The organism is Rhodospirillales bacterium (assembly GCA_016872535.1).
In the GTDB taxonomy this organism is placed as follows: Bacteria; Pseudomonadota; Alphaproteobacteria; order Rhodospirillales; family 2-12-FULL-67-15; genus 2-12-FULL-67-15.
In genome coordinates, this window is sequence record VGZQ01000012.1 from 1 (window position 1) to 20932 (window position 20932).

The window sequence follows — 20932 nt, forward strand, 5'->3', positions numbered from 1 at the left end:
CGCCTGCGGCGCCGTCCGGCGGCGGTCCCGTGACCGACGAGCGCGGCTTCCCCGTCGCCGCCGACCTGCTCGCCGAATTCAACGCCGCCAAGGCCGCCGGCAAGCGCGGCGCGACCGACGCGGAACTGGCCGCCGAAATGGAGGCTGAACGCGCCAAGGAAGCCAAGCAGGCGAAACCCGCGCCCGCCCCGAAGCCCGCCGCGGCGGCCAAGCCCCCCGCCGCCAAGGCGAGCGTTCCGGCCAAGGAAGAATCGAAGGAAGCCAAGGAGCCGAGCGCGGCGCAGGCCTCGATCCGCGTCGGCGTCGACGTGCTCGAAGCGCTGATGACCCTGGTCAGCGAACTGGTGCTGACCCGCAACCAGCTTTTGCAGATGGTACGCGGACAGGAAGACAGCGCGTTCAAGGTTCCCCTGCAACGGCTCAGCCATATCACCTCCGACTTGCAGGAGGGGGTGATGAAGACCCGCATGCAGCCCATCGGCAACGCTTGGGCCAAGCTGCCGCGCATCATCCGCGACCTTTCGATCGAAATGAACAAGAAGATCGAGCTGGTGATGCAGGGCGCGGAAACCGAGTTGGACCGCCAGGTGCTCGAATTGATCAAGGATCCGCTCACGCACATGGTGCGCAACTCCGCCGACCACGGCATCGAGGTGCCGGACGTCCGGCGCGAGGCGGGCAAGGACGAGACCGGCACGATCGTCCTCAAGGCTTTCCACGAGGGCGGTCATATCATTATCCAGATTTCCGACGACGGACGCGGATTGAACGTGGAGAAAATCCGCGCCAAGGCGATCGCCAACGGCATCGCCACCGAGGCCGAACTCGACGGCATGAGCGAACAGCAGATCATGCAGTTCATCTTCAAGGCCGGCTTTTCCACGGCCGAGAAGGTGACGTCGGTTTCGGGTCGTGGCGTCGGCATGGACGTGGTGCGCACCAACATCGAAAAAATCGGCGGCACCATCGAGATGAAATCGGTGTGGGGCAAGGGATCGACCTTCACCATCAAGATCCCGCTGACGCTGGCGATCGTTTCGGCCCTGGTGGTCGAAAGCGCCCGGGAGCGATTCGCCATTCCGCAGATCAGCGTTCTCGAACTGGTGCGGACGTCCTCGCGCTCCGACACCAAGATCGAAATGATCAACGCGTCTCCGGTGCTCCGCTTGCGCGATCGACTGTTGCCCTTGGTATCCCTGCGCGGCCTGTTCAAGGCCGAGGATATCGATATCACCAATTCGACCGATGACTTCTACATCGTCGTCACCCAGGTCGGCACCTACACCTTCGGCATCATCGTCGATCGGGTGTTCGATACCGAGGAAATCGTGGTCAAGCCGGTGGCGCCGATTCTGCGCGAAATACCATTTTATTCGGGCAACACCATTCTCGGCGACGGCAGCGTAATCATGATCCTGGATCCCAATGGGATCGCGGCGGCGGTCGGCCAAGGCAAGATGGGCTCCGAGCGCGCCGCCGAAGCGGCCAGCGCGGTCGTCGCCAGCAGCGAGGATAAAACGTCGCTCCTGATCTTCCGCGCCGGCGGCGCGGAGCTGAAAGCGATTCCGCTGGCGCTGATCGCGCGCCTCGAGGAAATCGATCTTGCGACTGTCGAACGGGCGCACGATCATCATGTAGTTCAATACCGCGGCCACTTGATGCCGCTGATTCCGTTCAATCCGGCGCACGAATGGCGGTCCTCGGGTCGCCAACCGGTGCTGGTGTTTACCGATCGTGAGCGGTCCATGGGGCTGGTGGTCGACGAAATCGTCGACATCGTCGAGGACCGCCTGAAGGTCGAGCTCGCTTCCGGCCGCACCGGAATCATCGGCAGCGCGATCGTGTCCGGCAAGGCGACCGATATTGTCGATGCCGGATACTACTTGAGCCAAGCCTACGCCGATTGGTTTGCCCAGGGCGGTGATAGTTCGGGCCGCGCGCTCGCCCAGAAGCGCGCCCTTTTGGTTGACGACAGTCCGTTCTTCCGCAATCTTCTCTCGCCGCTGCTGTCGGCCGCGGGGTATCATGTCACCACCGCCGAAAGCGCCGTCGATGCCCTCAGGCTGCGCGAATCGGGACAGATGTACGACGTGATCGTCAGCGATATCGAGATGCCGGAGATGGACGGCTTCGCGTTCGCCGAAGATGTGCGTCGTGATCCGCGGTGGAGCGCGGTGCCGATGGTCGCGTTGTCGTCGCGCGCGCAGCAAAGCGACCGGGACAGGGGAAAAGAGGCCGGGTTCGACGACTACGTCGCCAAGGCCGACCGCGAGATGTTGGTATCGACCTTGGCCGCTACCGTCGCCCAGGCTTCCCGTCGATCGGTTTGATCACGCCCGGCGTCGATGAGTTCAAGCTACGGATAAATAAAGCGTCGGTCCCGCGGAAGGCCGTTTCAATGCAAAAGAGAGAATCATGAAATCGTGTCTGATTGTCGACGATTCGAAAGTCATTCGAATGGTCGCGCGCAAGATCCTACAGGAACTCAAGTTCGAGACGTCCGAGGCCGCCGATGGTTCGCAGGCGCTCGACGCCTGCAAGAAGAAAATGCCCGACGGCGTTTTGCTCGACTGGAACATGCCCGTCATGGACGGATTGGAGTTTCTGAAACAACTCCGCGCCTTGCCGGGGGGCGATAAGCCGGTGGTGGTGTTCTGCACCACCGAAAACGACATGAATCACATTCAGAAGGCGATCGAAGCGGGCGCCAACGAATACATTATGAAGCCGTTCGATAGCGAAATCATCCAGGCCAAATTCTCGCAAGTCGGCCTTTTGTAAATTCGTCGGCGGGGAAATCCCATGATTGCAGAAGCCACCGCGCGTGGAGAAACGGGAGGCCGACCTCCCGAAGACTCCATTCGCGTCATGGTGGTGGACGATTCCGCCGTCATTCGCGGACTTACCAGTAAAATACTCGCCTCCGATCCCAATATTTCCGTCGTCGCTTCGGTCGGCAACGGGCAGATGGCGATCGATTCGCTCGCGCGCAACGATATCGACGTCATCGTCATGGATATCGAGATGCCGGTGATGGACGGGCTTACGGCGCTGCCGAAGCTGCTTAAAGTCAAGCCCGACGTGCGGATTATTATGTCGTCGACCTTGACCGTGCGTAACGCCGAGACCAGCATGCGCGCCTTGGAATTAGGGGCATCCGATTACATTTCGAAGCCGACCGCCACCCGCGACATCAGCGGCGGTGAGGAGTTTCGGCGTGATCTGTTGGAAAAAGTCCGCACTCTGGGTGCATCGAGACCGAAACGCGGGGCGCGTGCGCCGGCGCCGGCTGCGGCGTCTCCCGCCGCCGCGCCTCGCGCTGGCGTGCAGATTTATCCGCCCGGCCCGATCAAGCTACGCGCGCCGGGCCTGTTGCGGCCGAGTGCCCTGGCGATCGGAAGTTCGACCGGCGGGCCGCCGGCTTTGTTCGCGGTGCTGAAGGAGATTCGTCCATTGATCGACATGCCGGTGTTGATTACCCAGCACATGCCGCCGACGTTCACCACTATTCTCGCCCAGCACATCGAGCGCAATTGCAACTGGCCCTGTCGCGAAGGGCAGGACGGCGAGCCCGTCGTCAGCGGGCGAATTTTCCTGGCGCCGGGCGGCTATCATATGCTGGTCGAATCGAAGGACGGGAAGCCGACTATCCGGCTGACCCAGGATCCGCCGGAAAACTTCTGCCGGCCGGCCGTCGATCCCATGCTGCGCAGCATGGTCAAGTTCTACAACGGCCGCGTTTTGACCGTCATCCTGACCGGAATGGGCGCGGACGGCCTCAAAGGATGCCGCGAGGTGGTTCAGGCGGGCGGCACCGTGTTCGCCCAAGACGAAGCCACCAGCACGGTTTGGGGAATGCCCGGCGCGGTCGCCACCGACGGAATTTGCAGCGCCGTGATTCCGCTCAAGGAAATCGGCCCGCGGGTCATGGCATTTCTGGCAGGCAAGAACACATGAAATCCGAAGACTTCCAATATATTGCCGCGCTGTTGAAAGAACGCTCGGGTCTGGTCCTCACCAGCGACAAGGTTTACCTGCTGGAAAGCCGGCTGATTCCCGTGGCGCGCAAGCGCGGCCTCAAGGGACTCGACGATTTGGTCGATACCATCCGCAAGACCAAGCCCGAGCCGTTGATCGCCGACGTCACGGAGGCGATGACGACGAATGAATCGTTCTTCTTCCGCGACACTAAGCCCTTCGATCTGTTCCGGGACAATGTTCTGCCGCACATCCTATCGGCCCGGCCGAACAAAACTTTCCGCGTCTGGTGCGCGGCCGCCTCGACCGGCCAGGAACCCTATTCGCTGGCCATGATCCTCAAGGAACAATCGGCGAAGCTGGCGGGCTGGAAATACGAGATCGTGGGGACGGACCTGTCGCGCGAAGTCCTGGAACGGGCCAAGAAGGGACTTTATTCGCAGTTCGAGGTGCAGCGCGGACTGCCGATCCAGATGCTGGTGAAGTATTTCGAGAAAAAGGACGACCAATGGCAGATCAAGCCCGAGATTCGGGGCATGGTGCAATACAAGGAGCTTAACCTGCTGCACGATTTGAAGGCGCTCGGCAATTTCGACGTCGTGTTCTGCCGAAACGTGTTGATTTATTTCGATCAAGCGACCAAAGGCAAGATTTTGGAGAATATTTCCAAGCTCATGCCCAACGACGGCATGCTGTTTCTGGGCGGCGCGGAAACGGTTCTCGGCATTTCCGACAAGTTCAAGCCCTTGCCCGGCCAGCGCGGCGTTTATTGCCAAGCCAACGCTCCCGCCGGGCTCGGCATGGCGAAAGCATCCTGATTTCGGATTGCCGTTGTTGAAGGGTGCCGTCGCGGCGCCCGATCACGACGCGCGGGCTTTGGCCGCCGCCGCGACTTCGTCGGGGTCGCGCAGAACGTAGCCGCGCCCCCAAACCGTTTCGATGTAGTTCTCGTTTCCGGTCGCCTGGGCAAGCTTCTTGCGCAGCTTGCAAATGAAAACGTCGATGATCTTGAGTTCGGGTTCGTCCATTCCACCGTAAAGATGGTTGAGGAACATTTCCTTGGTGAGCGTCGTCCCCTTACGCAAGGACAACAATTCGAGGATTCCGTATTCCTTGCCGGTCAGATGCACGGCCTGACCGTCCACGTCGACCGTGCGCGAGTCGAGGTTGACGTTAAGGCGTCCGGTGCGGATGACCGAATTGGAATGGCCGGCAGAACGGCGAACGATGGCGTGAATGCGAGCCAAAAGCTCGTTCTTGTCGAACGGCTTGGTGAGGTAGTCGTCGGCGCCGGTGCCGAGCCCCTTCACCTTCAATTCCGATTGGGTCATGCCCGACAAAATCAGGACCGACGTCTTGATCCGGGAGTCGCGCAACCGGCGAAGGACTTCCATGCCGTCGATATCGGGCAACCCGAGATCGAGCACGATGATGTCGTAATCGTAGAGTTTGCCGATCTCTAGTCCGTCCTCGCCGAGCTGGGTGGCGTCCACCACCATGCCCGCGGACTTGAGGATAAGTTCGATGCTCTTGGAGGTCGCCGTATCGTCCTCGACAAGCAGAACCCGCATAGCTGCCTCCCGAATCCTACCCATTAACGTTGGTTAACCATACAGGTGGTCAAAAACCCGATCAAGTACCCAATAAGTTGAGTTCCCTATTTGTTCGTATAGTATCGAGTTTGATTTACGACGAGTTAACTTTCCGCCTTTCATATTGGCAGGTGGTCGCGACCAACGACGAAAACCAAGACTAAACCCGGCTCGAATCCTCAAGGAACCCGCTTTGAGTCTCGCCCGCAGCATCTACGTTGCTGGCCTTGGCGCGGGGTGGGGACTTGGGAAGAGGGGTCGGGTGTGATGGCGCCATGGAGATCCGGGTTTCGTCCGAAAACCGCCTCGACCTCCATTCGGATCAGATTTGTCCGACGGTCTTGATGCGGGCCTTGGGGTGAATCTCGTTCTGAGACATGACCGTGGTCATGGGACGGAAGCGCTCGACGATGGAACGAACGTAAGGCCGGACGGCGGGGCTGGTCAACAGCACCGCGCTTTCGCCGGCCATGGCCTGGCGCTCGAAGATGGTGCGCAGCAGGCCGATGAATTCGTGCAGCTTGGTTGGCGGGACCGACAGCTGCTTGTCGTCGCCGGTGCCGACCAGGGATTCGGCGAAGACTTGCTCCCAGCCCGGCGAGAGCGTCACCAGCGGGATGAAGCCCGAGGCATTGGTGTTCTGGTCGCTGATCTGGCGGGCGAGCCGGGCGCGGACGTGTTCGGTGATCAACATGACGTTGCGCGTATGGCCGCACGCCTCGGATATGCCCTCGAGGATGGTCGGCAAGTCGCGAATCGAAATTCGCTCCGCCAGCAGGTTTTGCAGCACGCGCTGAACGCCGCCGAGCGATATTTGCGATGGCACCATGTCGGCGATCAGCTTGTGATGCTGCTTGTCCATTTCATCGATCAGCTTCTGCGTTTCGGCGTAGGACAGCATTTCGGGCATGTTGTCCTTGATCGTCTCGGTCAGGTGAGTGGTGATGACGGTCGCGGGGTCGACCACCGTATAGCCGCGGAACAGCGCCTCCTCGCGGCTGGCTTCTTCGATCCACATGGCCGGCAGGCCGAAAGTCGGTTCGGTGGTCTTTTCGCCGGGCAGCGAAATATCCTCGCCGCGCGGATCCATGACCAGCAGCATATTGGGGCGAAGGTCGCCGCGTCCGGCTTCGATTTCCTTCACCCGGATGACGTAGGTATTGGCCGGAAGCTGCATGTTGTCCTGGATGCGAACGGGCGGCATGACGAATCCGACCTCGGACGCGATCTGACGCCGCAGCGCCTTGATCTGATCGGTCAGCTTCTGGCCGTCGCGAGGCGCGTTGATGAGCGAGAGCAGACCATAGCCGAGCTCGAGTCGGATGTGGTCGATCTTGAGCGCGGCGGCGATCGGTTCTTCCGCAGTCGGCTTTTTCTCGATGGTTAGCTCTTCTTCCTTGCGCTTGGCGTCTTCTTGCTCACGGCGCAGGTTCTCGCGCGCGACGGAAAAAGCGATGCCGCCGGTTATGACCGCCATGATCAAAAAAGGTAGCGCCGGAATGGCTGGCACCAGGGCCAATGCCAGCATCAGGCCGCAAACCAGGCCGAGGGCGCGCGGCTGACCGCCGAGCTGGTTGAACAGCGCTTTCTCGGTGGCGCCGGAAAGGCCGGCCTTGGTGACGACCATGCCGGCGGCGGTCGAGACGAGCAGGGCGGGAATCTGAGTCACCAATCCGTCGCCGACGCTGAGCCGGGTGTAGAAATCGGCCGCCTGGGCGAACGTGACGCCTTTTTGCGCCATGCCGATGATCATGCCGCCGATGATGTTGATGAAGATGATCAATAGGCCGGCGATGACGTCGCCGCGGACAAATTTCGCTGCGCCGTCCATGGCGCCGTAAAATGTACTTTCATCCTCGAGCACGCGGCGGCGCTTGCGGGCCTCGTCCTCGTTAATCAATCCGGAAGACAGGTCGGCGTCGATGGCCATCTGCTTGCCGGGCAGGGCATCGAGCGTGAACCGGGCGGCGACCTCGGCGATGCGGCCCGAACCCTTGGTGATGACGACGAAGTTGACGATGGTCAGGATCGCGAACACGATCAGGCCGATCACCAGATTGCCGGCCATGATGAAGCCGCTGAAGGCCTCGATGACGTGACCGGCGGCGGCGGTGCCGGTATGGCCCTCGGCCAGGATCAGGCGGGTCGACGCCAAATTGAGGGCGAGACGAATCAGGGTCGCAATCAGCAAAACCGTCGGAAACGCGCTGAAGTCCAGCGGCCGGTTGATGAACAGGGCGATCATCAGGATCAGCACGGACAAGGTCAGCGAAAAGGCGAGGCTGATGTCGAGCAGCCATTTGGGCAGCGGCAGGATGAGGACCGTCAGGATCGCGACGACGCCGATGGCGAACAGGATATCGCCGCGCTGCGCCAGCTTGGAGAGCTGGGCATTCACCGCCGGCGGCAGGACGGCGGGTAGAGCGGGTTGGGGCGTTGCGTCGGCCATGATGGGGACCAGAGGCGGAACGGATATTCAAGCGCCCTCAGGCGGAGGGGCGCTCGCCCTCGCGCGGGGTGGGGACGGCATAGCCTTCCTCGCTGTATTGCTTCAATTTGTTGCGCAGCGTGCGGATGGAAATGCCGAGGATATTGGCGGCGTGAGTGCGGTTGCCGAGGCAATGGGTCAGCGTGTCGATGATCAAATCCCGCTCGACCTCGGCGACGGTACGGCCGACCAAGCCCCCGGCGCCGGGGGCCGCAGCCGCCGTCGGGCGCGAACCGCCGACGACAACGGATTCGGGACCGATTTCGGGCCCTGCGGACAGCAGGACCGCCCGATGCAGCGCGTTCTCCAGCTCGCGCACGTTGCCCGGCCAAGCGTGGCTCTTGAGTTTCGCCATCGCTTCGGCGGAGATCGGCTGCGGCTTGACGCCGTTGGCCTCGGCGAGCTTGCGCGCGAAATGCTCGGCGAGGAACGGAATATCCTCGGGGCGTTCGGCGAGCGGCGGAATGTTCAAGTTGACGACGTTCAGGCGGAAGAACAAATCTTGGCGGAAGCGTCCCTGGGCGACTTCGTCCTCGAGCACCCTGTTGGACGTCGCGAGAATGCGAACATCGATCTTGACCGGCTGATTGCCGCCCAGGCGGTCGATTTCGCGCTCCTGGATTGCCCGCAGCAGCTTGGCCTGGATGCGTATGTCCATTTCGCTGATTTCGTCGAGCAGCAGCGTTCCGCCCCTGGCTTCCTCGAATTTGCCGATGCGGCGGGCGACGGCGCCGGTGAAAGCGCCTTTCTCATAGCCGAACAGTTCCGATTCGAGCAGGGTTTCGGGAATCGCCGCGCAATTGACGGCCACGAACCGATGGCCCTTGCGCCTGGATTTCTCGTGAAGATAGCGCGCCAGCATTTCCTTGCCGGTGCCCGATGCCCCGGTGATCAACACGCTGGCATCGCTGGGGGCGATTTGGTCGGCGATTTTGAGGACGCCCAGCATCTTCGGGTCGCGGGCGATCAGCGTCGTATTCTCCTCGGTCACGGCCTCGAGCACGGCGGCGATCAGTTCCACGCTGGGCGGAAGCGGTACGTATTCCTTGGCCCCGGCGCGGATCGCTTGAACCGCGATCCGCGTCTCGTTGCCGACGCCGCAGGCGACGACCGGCGCGCCGATTCGTTCGGATTTCAGGCTTTTCACCAGATGCGCGACATCAAGCCGCACGTCGACCATGATCAGGTCCGCGCCCTGGCCCGCGCGCAAGGACTCGAACGCCGCGTCGATAGTGTCGACGTGGGCGACACGCGCGCCACGTTCCATGGCGATGCGCGCGGCGGCGCCGATTTGTCCGTCGAGATCGCCGATGATGAGCAAGCGCATGAGCGTCAACCTTCCTTTATTGTCGGGTCACGGCAGCCGAAGCGATCAGCGATCGGTCTTGATGATTTCCGTCATGGTTATGCCAAGGCGGTCCTCGACCACCACCACTTCGCCGCGCGCGACCAGGCGATTGTTGACGTAAATGTCGATCGCCTCGCCGACCTTGCGGTCGAGTTCGACGACGGCGCCGCGGCCCAGCCGCAGGAGCTGGCTGACCTCCATCGTCGATTTGCCGAGCACGGCCGAGACCTGGACCGGGATGTCGTAAACGGGCTCCAAATCCTTGGCGCTGCGGGGCGATTCGGGAACGTCGGAGGACGGCATATTCCCTTCCGGCTGACCGTTACCGAGGTCCTTGAGGTTGAGGTCTTTCTCTTCAGCCATGTTGCCCTTCCGAATTTTCCGAAGGTGAAGGCGTGGCGTTCGGGGCCGGTACCGTCGTTGCGGGTTCCCCACCGGTCTTGACCGCGTGCGCAGGGGTTGCATGCTCGGGAAGCGTGCGCACGAGGATGTCCTCGACGGTTTTTTCGATCGCCGCCATGTCCCTGGTCATGCCGCCGGTGTTCCATTCGACCCGAACGTCGCCCGAGGCGATCGAGGCGAGTGCATGAATCTTGATCCGGTTTTCGAAACCCGCGGTCGCGGCCAGAGCCTGGATCCGCGCCGAAATCGGCTCGGCCAAGCGGTCGTGGACATATATGTTCAAGATCGCCTCGCCCTGGACCATGGTCATGGCTTGCCCGACGACGTTCTCGATTTCGGACAAGGGATCGCGTTGGGCGAGAGATGGAAACAGTCGTCGAACGGCGGTCAGGGCGACGCGGACGGAGTCTTCGGTCGCGCGCGTCTCGATCGAGGACTGCGACCACATCAATTCGCGCAAGGCGTTTTCCACTCCGGCCAGGGCATCGCGCGTTTCGCGCTCGATGGACTCGGACATTTCCTTGATGCCGTTCTCCCGGCCCTGGGCGTAGGCTTCCTCGCGCGCGGCAGCCAGTTCCTCTTCGCTGAAGGTCGGCGCCGCGGGCGTTTCGGATGCGGTTTCGGGCGCTGCAACGGGATTTTCCGACGCGATCGCCTCCACGACCGGGGCGACGGGAGCATCGAAGACCCGATCGAATGTGAATTTGCGCAAAGCGGCCATGTCCTCGATCCCGACACCTTAGTAGACGAGCTGATCTTCTTCTTCTTGGCCGGAAATGACGATTTCGCCGGCATCCGCCAACGCCTTCGCGGCCGAGACGATCTTGGCCTGCGCCTCGTCCACGTCGCGCAGGCGCACCGCGCCCATCGCCTCGATGTCTTCCTTGAGCATCTTGCTGGCGCGCTCGGCCATGTTGGAGAAAAACAGCTGCTTGACCTCGTCGGACGCGCCCTTGAGGGCAGTCGCCAGAACGTCCTTTTCCACCTGGCGCAGCAGACGCTGGATGCCGGCGGCGTCGACGCGCACGAGGTCGTCGAAGGTGAACATCAATTGCTTGATGCGATCCGCCGATTCGCGGTTGCGTTCCTCGAGCGCGGAAATGAACCGGCTTTCGGTGTTGCGGTCCAGGTTGTTGAAGATTTCCGCCATCATTTCGTGGGAATCGCGCCGGGCGGTACGGGCGAGGTTGGTCATGAATTCCGTGCGCAGCGTTTTCTCGACGTGGTCGAGAACGTCCTTCTGCACCGATTCCATGCGCAACATCCGCATGATGACTTCCATGGCGAAATTCTCAGGCAGCATGGCGAGCACCCGCGCCGCGTGGTCGGCCTTGATCTTGGACAGCACGACGGCGACGGTCTGGGGGTATTCGTTCTTGAGATAATTGGCGAGAACGCCTTCGTTGACGTTGCCGAGCTTGTCCCACATGGTGCGGCCGGCGGGGCCGCGAATTTCCTCCATGATCTGGGCGACGCGCTCGGGCGGGATGGCTTGCGCGAGCAAGCGCTCCGTCGTGTCGAACGTGCCGACCAACGAGCCGGCGGACGACAGCTGGTCGGCGAATTCCACGAACAGGCGTTCGATGACGGTCGAGCTGACCGAACCCAGGGAGGCCATGACCTGGGACATTTCCTTGATTTCTTCGTCGTCCATGCGCGCGAACAGCTTGCTCGACTGTTCCTGGCCGATGGCGAGCATGAAGATGGCCGCTTTTTGCGGGCCGCTCAGGCCGCGAAAATCGTCTTTCGATCGCGCCATGTCCTAGCGTCTCCCGCGTTCTTAGCCTTCCTGGTACATCCAGGTGCGAACGATGGCCAAGGCTTCCTCCGGGTGCTTTTCGACGATTTCGCCGACCTTCTTGACCGAGGACGCCTTGACCCGTCCTTCGACTCGATCGATATCGATCAACTCCTCGAACTGCTCCTCTTCCTCGCCCTCGACCGGCATCGGCGCGCCGCCTGGGCCGGTCAGCGCCGGAGCCTGCATCTGCTGCGCCAGCTGTTGCGCGTCGCGGACGATACCCGCGGCGGCGCCGGGCAAGGCTTCGAGGGCGCGCGAAATCAAGGGACGGACGACCAGGAGCAGGACCATGATCGCGACGATGCTGAGCACCGCGATCTCGGCCATGCGGACGATGTCCTGCTTGTTGAAACCGAAGAACAGCTCGATCGGCGCCTCCGGCGGCGCGAAATCGGCGAACTGCATGGAAATGATCTCGACGCGGTCGCCGCGGGCTTCATTATAGCCGATGGTGCCGCGCACCAGCGCGGCCATCATGTCCAGTTGTTCCTTGGGGCGCTCGGCATAGGCGCCTTTGTCGCTCCCCTTCGTCTTGTCGTAGATGCCGTCGACCAGAACGGCGACCGACAGGCGCTTGACCGTGCCGGCTTCCTTGACGTGATTGACGATTTTCTTCGAAATTTCGTAATTGACGGTTTCCTCGCTCCGATTGTCCGACGTTTGCGAGCTTTGTCCTTCGCTGCCGGTCGCTCCGGCGTCGGGCAACGCTCCCGCGACGGTGACGGGCGCCTCGCCCTGGGCGTCGCGGCTGCTGGCGGTCTGCGAGATCGTTTGGGTCGAGCGGACGACTTGCCCGTCCGGATCGAAGCGTTCCTCTTGGGTGGTGATCCGATCGTAATCCATATCGGCCGACACCTCGGCGCGAACCTTGCCCGGACCGGCGGTGCGTTCGAGCAGTTCCTCGATCGTGCGGCCGAGCTGCATCTCGAAATGCCGCCGGCGCTGTTCCACCTTGGCGGCAATGGCGGTCGGCGATGAATCGTCCTCGAAGCCGCGCGCCAGCAGCGATCCCTTGTCGTCGACGATCGAAATTCGGCTCGGCAACAAGCCGGGAACGGCGGAAGCGACCAAATGCTGGATGGCTCCGACCTGCTCGGTGTCGAGCCGCCGCGACCCCTGCATCTGCAGAACGACCGACGCGCTCGGCTTTTGCGCGTCGCGGCTGAACAGCTCGCGGCGGGGAAGAACCAGATGGACCCGGGCCGAACGGACGCCGGTGATGGTCTGGATGGTGCGCGACATTTCGCCTTCCATCGCGCGCACCAGATTGACATTCTGCATGAAATTGGTCGCGCCCAGGGAATCGGCCTTGTCGAACAATTCGTAGCCGATCGATCCGCCGCTCGGCAGTCCCTGCGCGGCCATGGTCATGCGCGCGCGCGCGACCCGATCGCCGGGAACGTTGATGGTGGTGCCGCCGTGCTTGAGCTCGAAGGGGATGTTTTGGGATTCGAGTTGCTGGACGATCCGCGCCTAATCCTTGAGGTCGAGGTTGGAATAGAGCAGCGTGTAGTTGGGGCCGGCGAACCGGCTCAACATAAACACGAAGAAACCGACCAATCCGGCGACCAATCCGCCCATGACAACAAGGCGCACCGCGCCGATGTTGCGAACGGCTTGCAATAATGTGTCCACGCCCGTTCTCTCCCGCGTTCGAAGGTTGGGCCGGCCCGAGTGACGGGGCCCTCCGGCGATCCAACCGTCGCGAGGCTAGTCAGGAGATCGTAAACAGATAGTTAAGACGCGGGTAAAAATTGCCTAGTTCCCGCAAGTGAAAAAATTATCCATATAATACAAACAGATATGGGGAGCGCCGGGGCCGCCGCCCGAGAGGCGCGGCGCTTCGCTACCGGCGGGAAGGGAGCGACCCGATCAGGTCGCGTAGGCGGCGGTGGGGTCGACGATGCTCTGGTCTTCGGCCGGCTGCGCATCGGTGTCGGAATGCGGCTGCGTCCGGTATTCCTTGATGCGGGTGACACGCAAGCCTTTGACGCCATGGTCGTCGAGCAGGCGCTTCCAGCACATGAATTCGTCGAGGGAAATGCCGTAGCGCTGCAGCGCTTCGTCGAGGGACAAGAGACCGGCCTTGACCCCGGCGACCACCGCCGCCTTGCGGCTGACGACCCAGCGGGTCGTACCCATCGGCGGCAGATCGGCGAGCGTCAAGACGGGAGCCCGCCGGGGCCGGGAGTAATTCGTGGTTCGGGTCGCCAATTCGTTCATCGCGGACTCGCGAAGGATTTCCTGTTCGAATCGCCGTTTCCGACCATAGGGCCCAGCCCTTAAAAAACGGCTAAGAACCGCCCCGGATCGAAAATTGCCCGCGCGCGTTAGGAAACCGGAAACCATGTTCGCCCGGGCGGAAAGTCCGCTTCGCCCCAAAAAGAAACCGCCCGGGGCGGGCACCCCGGGCGGCGGGAGGGAGGCTCGACTCCTTGGGCTTGGAGGGAAGAGCCTCGGAGGAGCGGAAGGATCGGATTAACGTTTCACCTGCAGGAGCTGTTCCAGCATCGCGTCCGCGGTCGAGATGATCTTGGCGGCCGAGGCATAGGCGCGCTGCACGACGATCATGTTGGTGAATTCCTCGCCGATGTCGACGGTGGACTGTTCGAGCGAGGACTGCACCACCGCGCCCGCCGGACCGCCGCCGGCGACGCGGAGCGTGTAGTCGCCCGAGAATTGGGTCTGGTTCCAGACGTTGCCGGTCCGATTCTCCAGGCCGTTGACGTTGGTGAAGGTGGCGATCGGGATCTGATAGACGGGACGCGTTTCGCCGTTGTCGAACAGCGCCGTCACCAGGCCGTTCTCGGAGATGGAGACCCCGGCGAAGGTGCCGAACTGCGAGCCGTTCTGGGTGATGAACACCGGCGTGAAGGCGGCGCCGAACTGGGTCATGCCGTTGGCCTCGCCGACCGTGCCGAAATCGAGCGTGATCTGCGGGCTGTTGGAGGCGGCGTCGTCCATGTCGGCCGCGCCGTTGGAAAAGCCGAGAACCTCCAGCTCCGCTGCGGCGACCGCGGACAGCAGGCCCGAGGCGTTGAACTTCAAGGCGTAGGTGGTGTCGATGGCGGTATTGGTGGCTTCGGTAATGGCCGTGCCATCCGGTTCCGTCACCGTGGTCGCGCCGGCCAAGGTGATGTTGATGTTATAGCTGCCCTTCGACAGGCTTTCCAATACCAAGGTGTCGTAGGACGGCGTGGTGACGGCGTTGAAATCGCCGGCATTGTCGCGGATGCGGACGCCGGTGCCGTTGGTGGCGAAATCGGGGTCGTTCGCTTCGATGGCGTTTTCCAAATCGATCAGCGCCTGCGAAAGCGTGCCGCCGATATAGATGCTGGTATCCCCGTCGTTGTTCACGGCTTCGGCCGCGCTGAATGTATAGGTAATACCGTTGAGGACGACGGTGTCGCCGTCGGCCGGCAGGGCGGTGAAGGTGAATTGGTCAAAAGTGCTGTAGGCCTTGGTGACCTTCCGGACGGTGAAGGACGATTCCTGTTTGACCACGAACGCGCCGGACGAATTCAGCAACGCCGCCGGGTTGACCGTGAAGCTGCCGGTGCCGTCCTCGGTGAAGAGGACGGTGGCGGTGTTCCCGGAACTGACCTGGATGCGGTTGTTGGTGTAGGTTCCGGACGCGCCGTAGTTGGCGAAATCGGTGTCCGAGCTTTTCACCTTCGCCACCAGCGAGGCGACGTCTTGGGCGAGCGTCGTATTGGAACTGACGTCGACCCGTCGCAAAGTCGCGCTTTCGACGACAGAGGCGTTGGAGTCGAATTCGTAGGTAATGCCGTCGATGACGACGGAGGCGCCGTCGGCGGGGCGCGCCGTGAATTCCAGTTGGCCGACGCTGCGCATGGCATTGCCGCTCGAATCCTCGATGGTCGCGACCGCGGTGCCGGAGGGAGGCGCAATGGTCAGGTCCCATTGGTTGTCGCGGTTGGTCTTGGTGTAGACGAAGCTTGCGGTATTGGCGTTACCGAGGGTGTCGAAGAACTGCACGTCGGTCTTGTGGGCGGTACCGGCCGTGTCGTTGGAGGGCAGGTTGGCGCCAATGGCGATGGTGGTGGTGGCCGCGGCGCTGCCGCCGACCCGGTTCAGGTTGATCGAGGCGAGATAGTCGGTGGAGATGATGTTCTGGTTGGCGACGGTCAGGTTCTTGTTGGCGGGAATGACGGTGCCGTTGGCGTTGGTCGGCCAGCCCTGCAGGTAGAACCCGGCGGTATTACGCAAAAACCCTTCCGAATCCTGGAAGAACGATCCCGCGCGGGTGAACAGGAATTCGTTGGCGGTGGTCGGTTTGGCGGCCTCGTTGACCACGAAGAAGCCGCGGCCGGAGATCGCGATGTCGGTCGAGGACGTGGAGGCCTGCAGCAGGCCCTGCACGCCGGTGTCCTGGCGCGGCTTCGATTGCACGCCGCCGGCGGAATAGAACGTGGACGAGGTCTGCTTGGTGACCAGGGTCTGGAAGCTGACCTTGGTGCCCTTGAAACCGATGGTGTTGATGTTGGTGATGTTGTCCGAAATAGCGCCCATCGAGCTGCTCTGCGCGGTCAGGCCGGACACGCCGGATGCCATGGCTCCAAACAAACTCATGATCGTCTCTCCTATGTTCGGGCCGCGGGTGGCGGCCCTGGCTTTGGTTTCGCTTATCTCGTGACGGACTTAACTTTATCTATGGGCACCTGGATGTCCCGGCCCATGAACAGGGACACGTTGCCATTTTCGGCGCTCGCGCCAGTGACGCGCCCGAAGACGGTGTATTCGATCGGCAGGATCTTGCCGTCGCGGTCCTGCGCCGTGACGACCACGGTGTAATCGCCGTCGGGCTGGAGGATGCCGTTCTTGTCGCGCCCGTCCCAGGAGAACGCGTGCTTGCCCACGGTCCGGTCGGCATCGACGCTGTAAACCGTGGCGCCTTGGCCATTGACGATATTGATGGTGCTCTTGGCGACGTTGCTCGGGTTCGTGTAGGTAAATATGGCCGCGCCGTTTTCGAGCGGCACTTTCTGGCCCGTCGCCTCGACCCCCATGCCGATGTAGTTCACCAGGCTGGAAATCTGCGAATTTTGCTGCAGGGCGATGAGCTTTTCCAGATTGGCGTTCTGGTGGATCTGCTGTTCGACGCTGGCGAACTGGACGAGCTGGGAGGTGAACTCGGTCGCGTCCATCGGATCGAGCGGGTCCTGGTGCTTGAGCTGGGTCACGAGCAGGTTCAGGAACTTGTTGAGATCGTCCTTGAGCTTCGCCTCGGACCGGGCGGCGACGGACGCGCCGGACGCGGCGGTCGTGGCGGAAGTGGTGCCGTCGAGGAGGGCCATGACGATAAGTTCCCCGGATTCCTGGTTACGGATGCCTTTAAGCGCGGATGTCGACCCGCCCGGGCAGGACGATCGGCGTCCAGACCGGCGTTTGTTCGGTGTGCGGCGCGTCGGTGCCGGCGGCGGAGCCGCCCGGCGCGGTGCCGTGCGGGTGGCGCTCGCGGTTTTCCGCCGTCTGCTCGCGCAAGCTGAACTGCAGGTTGCCGGCGTCGGCGCGGAGCCCCGCGTCCTGGAGCGATCGGGCGAGATCGCGCGCGTCCCGTTGCAGGAGATCGAGGGTGTCGGAGCGGTCCGCGGCGACGTGAACCAGGGTACGGCCGTCGCCCGTGACCTCGATCTTGACGTCGATGCGGCCGAGTTAGGCCGGGCGCAGCTGGATGGTGATGCGATCGGCGCCGTCCTTGATCGCCTTCTGGATGTTGACGGATACCTGCTCCAGCACTTCGGCGCGGAAAGTGGCGGCCGGCCGCTGCGCATGTTGGGCGGCGTTGGTTTGGCTCGGGGTCTCCAGGGCGCGGGCCGATCCGCCATTGGTCGCGGCGAGGCCCTGGGTGGCGATCTGGACTCCGGGCTTCTCGCCCTCGATGGTCATGGTGGAAGCGGCATTGACGCCGTTCGCGCCGGGCATCAGCGCCAGGCGCGCGGCGATATCGTCCGCGGCATCGGGAGTCGCATTGTTGGCGAGCATCTGTTCGGGTGTCGCGTCGGCCGCGGCGCCGTTCGCGCGCGCGAGGGCGGTATCGGCGCCGCGGTTGTCGCGGGCGGCGAACAAGGCCCCCGTCGGGCGCGAAATCAAGGTTTTGGCCTCGTCGGTCACGGTCACCTCGACCGTCATCCGCGTGGCCGGCCCGACACGCTCGGCGAGATCGGCGGCCTGCCGCGTGCGCGCGTCCATAAGCGTACCGGCCTTTTTCTCCTTCGGTTCGCCCTTGTCGACGGCGGTGTCCTCGTCGCCGGCGGCGGCACGCCCGTTTTCTCCGGTCTCGTTGGCGCCCGCGCGCGCGAGCCCACGCGGCTGCTTGGCCAGTTGGGTGAGGGCGTTGGCGATGCCGGTCAGGCGCCGGCCGTCGTCGCCGTCTTCGGACGTTTCGTCGGTTGTCTTGGCGCCGTCGCCCCGGGACTTATCGCCATCTTCCGGCGCATTCGCGGCGGCGAGGGCGGTCAGGACGGCAATGGCTTGATCCTTGGGCGCGGGGCCGGGTTCCTTGGCGGCGGCCGTCGACTTTTTCTTACGGCCGCGGCCATGCTCGTCGGAATCGACGGCGTCGGCGGCTTGAGCCCTGTTCGCGGCGCGCGATGCATCGCGGTTGTCGGCGGCATGCGCGTGCTGGGCGGCGGGAGTTTGGGTCTTGGCGGCATCGTTCGCGGCTTGCGTCGACGCCTCGGTCGGTGCCTGGTCGGCGGACCCGGGCGCGGCCTCGTTGGCGGCCGGGCCGGAATCCCGGGCCGGAGCCGGGCGGTCGTCGCGCGGGGCGGGAGCGGACCGGGTCGGCTCGGCGCGAAAGGCGGAGGCGTCGGTCCGCTCGAATTCGGCGTTCTTGGGCGCCGGATCGGCGCGGTGGGCGCCGAACGAAATGTTGAACGGAAGGATCTGGCCTCGGGCGCCACCCAGCAACTGCTCCGGCTTGGCGGCTCTGCGCAGGAATTGGTTGAAGGCGATGGCGAAGGCATCGGGGGGCGCCGAGCCGGCCTTGTCCGCCGCATCCGAGCCCTGGCCCGTTGCGGCCGCCAGGGTCGCGGCGTTGAGGGACTTGGTCTTGACGCTGAGGTCTTCCATCGCTCGTGTCCTTTGCGCGGTTTTGGTCGCCGCCCGAAAGCGCTCTTCGGGTGTTCGCCTGCCTCTCTCGCAAGGGGTGTGCCAACCGCCGATAGCCAAATAACTATCTGAAATATAATATTTTTTTAACAATCTCGGGGGAACGAGGCGATATGGTCGGCCGTCGGGAATGGCATTTCCGTCTCGTATCGGGCGGCAATAAATGCCTAACCCGCCGCTATCCATTTTCCCGTCCACCGATTAAGTTTCAGCCATGAATCCCGGGGCGAACACCACTTACGACGATCATTTGGATCTCGCGCTCCGCGCGCTCGCGGAAGGGAATACCGACACGGCGGTGGAGCGGGCCGAAGCCGCGCGGCTCCTGTCGCCCCAGGCGTCCGAGCCCTTATTCGTTCTCGGCCTTTCGGCGTTGTCGCTCAATGATATCGGTTCGGCGATTCGGATCTTGGACGAGGCGCACCGGCTCAATCCCGACGGGCGTGAAATCGTCGAAGCCTTGGCCGCGGTGCATGGCCGGGCAGGCAACATCACGGACAGTCTTTACTATTCCAAGCTTGCGGTGACTCTGGAGGAAAACCCTCGACTTTCTTTAATTCTGCCCGAGGGGTTCACGGATTTCATCGCCAATATCGAAAAGGCGCGGCAATCGGCATATGTGTTGGATGCCGGATACGAGTATTACATCCGCCGTTACGATAAGGCTGTCGATCTTTGCCGGCGCGAACTCTCGCTGCGCCCTCAAAACGTCGAGGCATATCGGCTATTGGGACAATCGCTGCTCGGCCTGGGACAGTACGAGGAGGCCGCCCAATCCCTTGAGCATGCCTGCCGGCTCGCGCCGACAGAAGCGGCGGGATTCATTCATTGGGCGGAAGTCCTCCTGAAGCAGGGGCGGCTTGACTTGGCTCTTAAAGTCGCGCGCGAAGCCGTTCGGCTCGATCCCACGTCATGGCCGGCGCGCGGCCAATTGCTGACTGTGCTCGCATATCTGCCATCGTCCGAATGGCGCGCCTATCCCGCCGAGGCCGCGGCGGCCGTCTCGGCGATCGCGCAAGGGCCGATACCCAATCCTCCGCCGCCGGCGATCGACCCCAAGACGATCGACCCCGGTCGCCGCGGCAAGCTTCGCGTCGCATTTCTCGTCAACGAGACGGCGATGCAGCGCAATATCGGGTTTTTCGAATGCGTCATGGCTCATCACGACGCCAGAAAAATCTATATTCAGGTTTATCAGCAGTTTGCCCGTCCGATTGTCGATACGCCCCGGCTGCAAAAAGAGACGGAGGACTGGTGTCCGATTTACAATATCGACGACGAAACGTTGTCCCGTATTGTCGCCAACGACGCGATCGACGTGCTGGTTGACTTGTGCGGAGCGGCGCCGGACGCCCGGCCCGCTTTCCTTGCCCGACATCCCGCGCCGGTCCAGGTCAGCTGGCTCGGTTGGCCCCAAGGCAGCCTTCCCGGGACCGCGGACGTGGTCCTGTCCGATTCGTCGATGGCGGAAACCGATGGAAAGGATGCGGGCGCAACCACGACGCTTACCCTCGCGCGCGGTCTGATGGCATATATCGGGGCGTCGGTGGAAATCGACGACGATTCGGAGGACGAGGTGAATCCCGCCGCGCGCAACGGATTCGTTACCTTCGGTGGCGTTCTCGATCCCGCGCGCGTCGCCGGAGCGGCGGAAATCTGGGCACGGGCTTTGCGTGCGGTACCGGGCGCGCGGCTCGTTCTCGGCCGCGGACCGTCGCTCGATGACGGTACGCGAGCCCGCGTAATCGATTTGTTTTCACGGTTCGGGGTCGGCGAGCGGGTGGATTTTCTCACGGCCGGGGAGGGTAAAAGCCCGGCGGCGGCGTTCTATTCCGCGATCGATATTCTGCTCGATACTTATCCGGTGAGCGGCGCGACGGAAATTTGCGAAGCATTATGGCGCGGCGTTCCGGTCGTTTCATTGCGCGGAGATCGCAGCGCCGGCCGCTTGGGATCGGCGATTTTGCACTTGGCCGGCCGCGACGAATGGATCGCGGACGATGCCGACGGAATCGCGTCGATAGCCGGACAACTGGCCGCAAATCTGCCCGCGCTTCGGCAAACACGGCGGACCCTGCCCGAGCAGTTCAAGAAAAGCCGTCTCTGCGACGCAAAAAAATTCGCGGACGAGTTTTTCGCGGTGCTTGAAGCGCTGGTTACGAAAGCACGCGCCAAGGCGGCGTAGCGAG

The 20932-nt window shown here is 62.9% G+C and carries 16 protein-coding genes and 1 pseudogene; 5 read left to right on the plus strand and 12 right to left on the minus strand.

The features are described 5' to 3' along the window. From FJ311_03860 to FJ311_03875, 4 genes are all read left to right on the plus strand, one after another. A partial coding sequence (locus FJ311_03860; protein MBM3950571.1) for a response regulator occupies positions 1-2330 on the plus strand: 2330 nt, incomplete at its 5' end. A gap of 85 nt (positions 2331-2415) precedes the next feature. Next, the gene (locus FJ311_03865) at positions 2416-2781 is read left to right on the plus strand and encodes a response regulator (GenBank protein ID MBM3950572.1); all 366 of its coding nucleotides are present in this window, start codon (positions 2416-2418) and stop codon (positions 2779-2781) included. A gap of 87 nt (positions 2782-2868) precedes the next feature. Beyond that, positions 2869-3957 carry a chemotaxis response regulator protein-glutamate methylesterase gene (locus FJ311_03870; protein ID MBM3950573.1) on the plus strand — a complete coding sequence of 363 codons (1089 nt, stop codon included), beginning with the start codon at positions 2869-2871 and terminating at the stop codon, positions 3955-3957. Then, entirely contained in the window at positions 3954-4796 is an 843-nt protein-coding gene (locus tag FJ311_03875; protein ID MBM3950574.1) for a protein-glutamate O-methyltransferase CheR, read from the plus strand. Before FJ311_03870 ends, FJ311_03875 begins: the two co-directional genes overlap by 4 nt. Before the next feature lie 42 nt (positions 4797-4838). On the opposite strand, the gene FJ311_03880 is transcribed toward FJ311_03875, so the two are convergent. The 12 genes and pseudogenes from FJ311_03880 to FJ311_03935 form a co-directional block, all read right to left on the minus strand. After that, on the minus strand, positions 4839-5549 hold the full coding sequence (locus tag FJ311_03880) for a response regulator transcription factor (GenBank protein MBM3950575.1): 711 nt from the start codon (positions 5547-5549) through the stop codon (positions 4839-4841). Between the two features lie 343 nt (positions 5550-5892). Beyond that, the gene (flhA, locus tag FJ311_03885) at positions 5893-8019 is read right to left on the minus strand and encodes a flagellar biosynthesis protein FlhA (GenBank protein MBM3950576.1); all 2127 of its coding nucleotides are present in this window, start codon (positions 8017-8019) and stop codon (positions 5893-5895) included. Positions 8020-8056: 37 nt separating this feature from the next. Then, a complete protein-coding gene (locus tag FJ311_03890) occupies positions 8057-9385 on the minus strand; it encodes a sigma-54-dependent Fis family transcriptional regulator (protein MBM3950577.1) in 1329 nt (442 codons plus the stop codon). Positions 9386-9430: 45 nt separating this feature from the next. Then, positions 9431-9769 carry a flagellar motor switch protein FliN gene (gene fliN / locus FJ311_03895; protein MBM3950578.1) on the minus strand — a complete coding sequence of 113 codons (339 nt, stop codon included), beginning with the start codon at positions 9767-9769 and terminating at the stop codon, positions 9431-9433. Further along, positions 9762-10529 carry a hypothetical protein gene (locus FJ311_03900; protein ID MBM3950579.1) on the minus strand — a complete coding sequence of 256 codons (768 nt, stop codon included), beginning with the start codon at positions 10527-10529 and terminating at the stop codon, positions 9762-9764. Before FJ311_03900 ends, fliN begins: the two co-directional genes overlap by 8 nt. Before the next feature lie 18 nt (positions 10530-10547). Beyond that, the gene (fliG, locus tag FJ311_03905; protein ID MBM3950580.1) at positions 10548-11567 is read right to left on the minus strand and encodes a flagellar motor switch protein FliG; all 1020 of its coding nucleotides are present in this window, start codon (positions 11565-11567) and stop codon (positions 10548-10550) included. A 21-nt stretch (positions 11568-11588) separates the two neighbouring features. Next, positions 11589-13244, minus strand: a pseudogene (gene fliF / locus FJ311_03910) (flagellar M-ring protein FliF). A gap of 237 nt (positions 13245-13481) precedes the next feature. Next, positions 13482-13832, minus strand: a complete 351-nt coding sequence (locus FJ311_03915) for a DUF1153 domain-containing protein (protein MBM3950581.1) — start codon at positions 13830-13832, stop codon at positions 13482-13484. A gap of 255 nt (positions 13833-14087) precedes the next feature. Further along, entirely contained in the window at positions 14088-16202 is a 2115-nt protein-coding gene (locus FJ311_03920; GenBank protein ID MBM3950582.1) for a flagellar hook-basal body complex protein, read from the minus strand. Between the two features lie 53 nt (positions 16203-16255). Next, positions 16256-16927, minus strand: coding sequence for a flagellar hook assembly protein FlgD (locus FJ311_03925; protein MBM3950583.1), 672 nt, complete (start codon positions 16925-16927; stop codon positions 16256-16258). A 37-nt stretch (positions 16928-16964) separates the two neighbouring features. Beyond that, positions 16965-17276, minus strand: coding sequence for a flagellar hook-length control protein FliK (locus tag FJ311_03930; protein ID MBM3950584.1), 312 nt, complete (start codon positions 17274-17276; stop codon positions 16965-16967). A 9-nt stretch (positions 17277-17285) separates the two neighbouring features. Continuing rightward, positions 17286-18704 carry a hypothetical protein gene (locus FJ311_03935; GenBank protein MBM3950585.1) on the minus strand — a complete coding sequence of 473 codons (1419 nt, stop codon included), beginning with the start codon at positions 18702-18704 and terminating at the stop codon, positions 17286-17288. Positions 18705-18957: 253 nt separating this feature from the next. Here FJ311_03935 and FJ311_03940 point away from each other — a divergent pair, with 253 nt between their 5' ends. Continuing rightward, on the plus strand, positions 18958-20928 hold the full coding sequence (locus tag FJ311_03940; GenBank protein ID MBM3950586.1) for a tetratricopeptide repeat protein: 1971 nt from the start codon (positions 18958-18960) through the stop codon (positions 20926-20928). The last annotated feature ends 4 nt before the right edge of the window (positions 20929-20932 follow it).

Bases quoted from the DNA above. Each gene is read 5' to 3' on its own strand.
- FJ311_03940 (MBM3950586.1), top strand. From the start codon at position 18,958: ATGAATCCCGGGGCGAACACCACTTACGACGATCATTTGGATCTCGCG.
- FJ311_03915 (MBM3950581.1), bottom strand. From the start codon at position 13,832: ATGAACGAATTGGCGACCCGAACCACGAATTACTCCCGGCCCCGGCGG.
- FJ311_03935 (MBM3950585.1), bottom strand. From the start codon at position 18,704: ATGGAAGACCTCAGCGTCAAGACCAAGTCCCTCAACGCCGCGACCCTG.
- flhA (MBM3950576.1), bottom strand. From the start codon at position 8,019: ATGGCCGACGCAACGCCCCAACCCGCTCTACCCGCCGTCCTGCCGCCG.
- FJ311_03900 (MBM3950579.1), bottom strand. From the start codon at position 10,529: ATGGCCGCTTTGCGCAAATTCACATTCGATCGGGTCTTCGATGCTCCC.
- FJ311_03865 (MBM3950572.1), top strand. From the start codon at position 2,416: ATGAAATCGTGTCTGATTGTCGACGATTCGAAAGTCATTCGAATGGTC.
- FJ311_03925 (MBM3950583.1), bottom strand. From the start codon at position 16,927: ATGGCCCTCCTCGACGGCACCACTTCCGCCACGACCGCCGCGTCCGGC.
- FJ311_03880 (MBM3950575.1), bottom strand. From the start codon at position 5,549: ATGCGGGTTCTGCTTGTCGAGGACGATACGGCGACCTCCAAGAGCATC.
- fliN (MBM3950578.1), bottom strand. From the start codon at position 9,769: ATGGCTGAAGAGAAAGACCTCAACCTCAAGGACCTCGGTAACGGTCAG.
- FJ311_03920 (MBM3950582.1), bottom strand. From the start codon at position 16,202: ATGAGTTTGTTTGGAGCCATGGCATCCGGCGTGTCCGGCCTGACCGCG.
- FJ311_03875 (MBM3950574.1), top strand. From the start codon at position 3,954: ATGAAATCCGAAGACTTCCAATATATTGCCGCGCTGTTGAAAGAACGC.
- fliG (MBM3950580.1), bottom strand. From the start codon at position 11,567: ATGGCGCGATCGAAAGACGATTTTCGCGGCCTGAGCGGCCCGCAAAAA.
- FJ311_03870 (MBM3950573.1), top strand. From the start codon at position 2,869: ATGGTGGTGGACGATTCCGCCGTCATTCGCGGACTTACCAGTAAAATA.
- FJ311_03890 (MBM3950577.1), bottom strand. From the start codon at position 9,385: ATGCGCTTGCTCATCATCGGCGATCTCGACGGACAAATCGGCGCCGCC.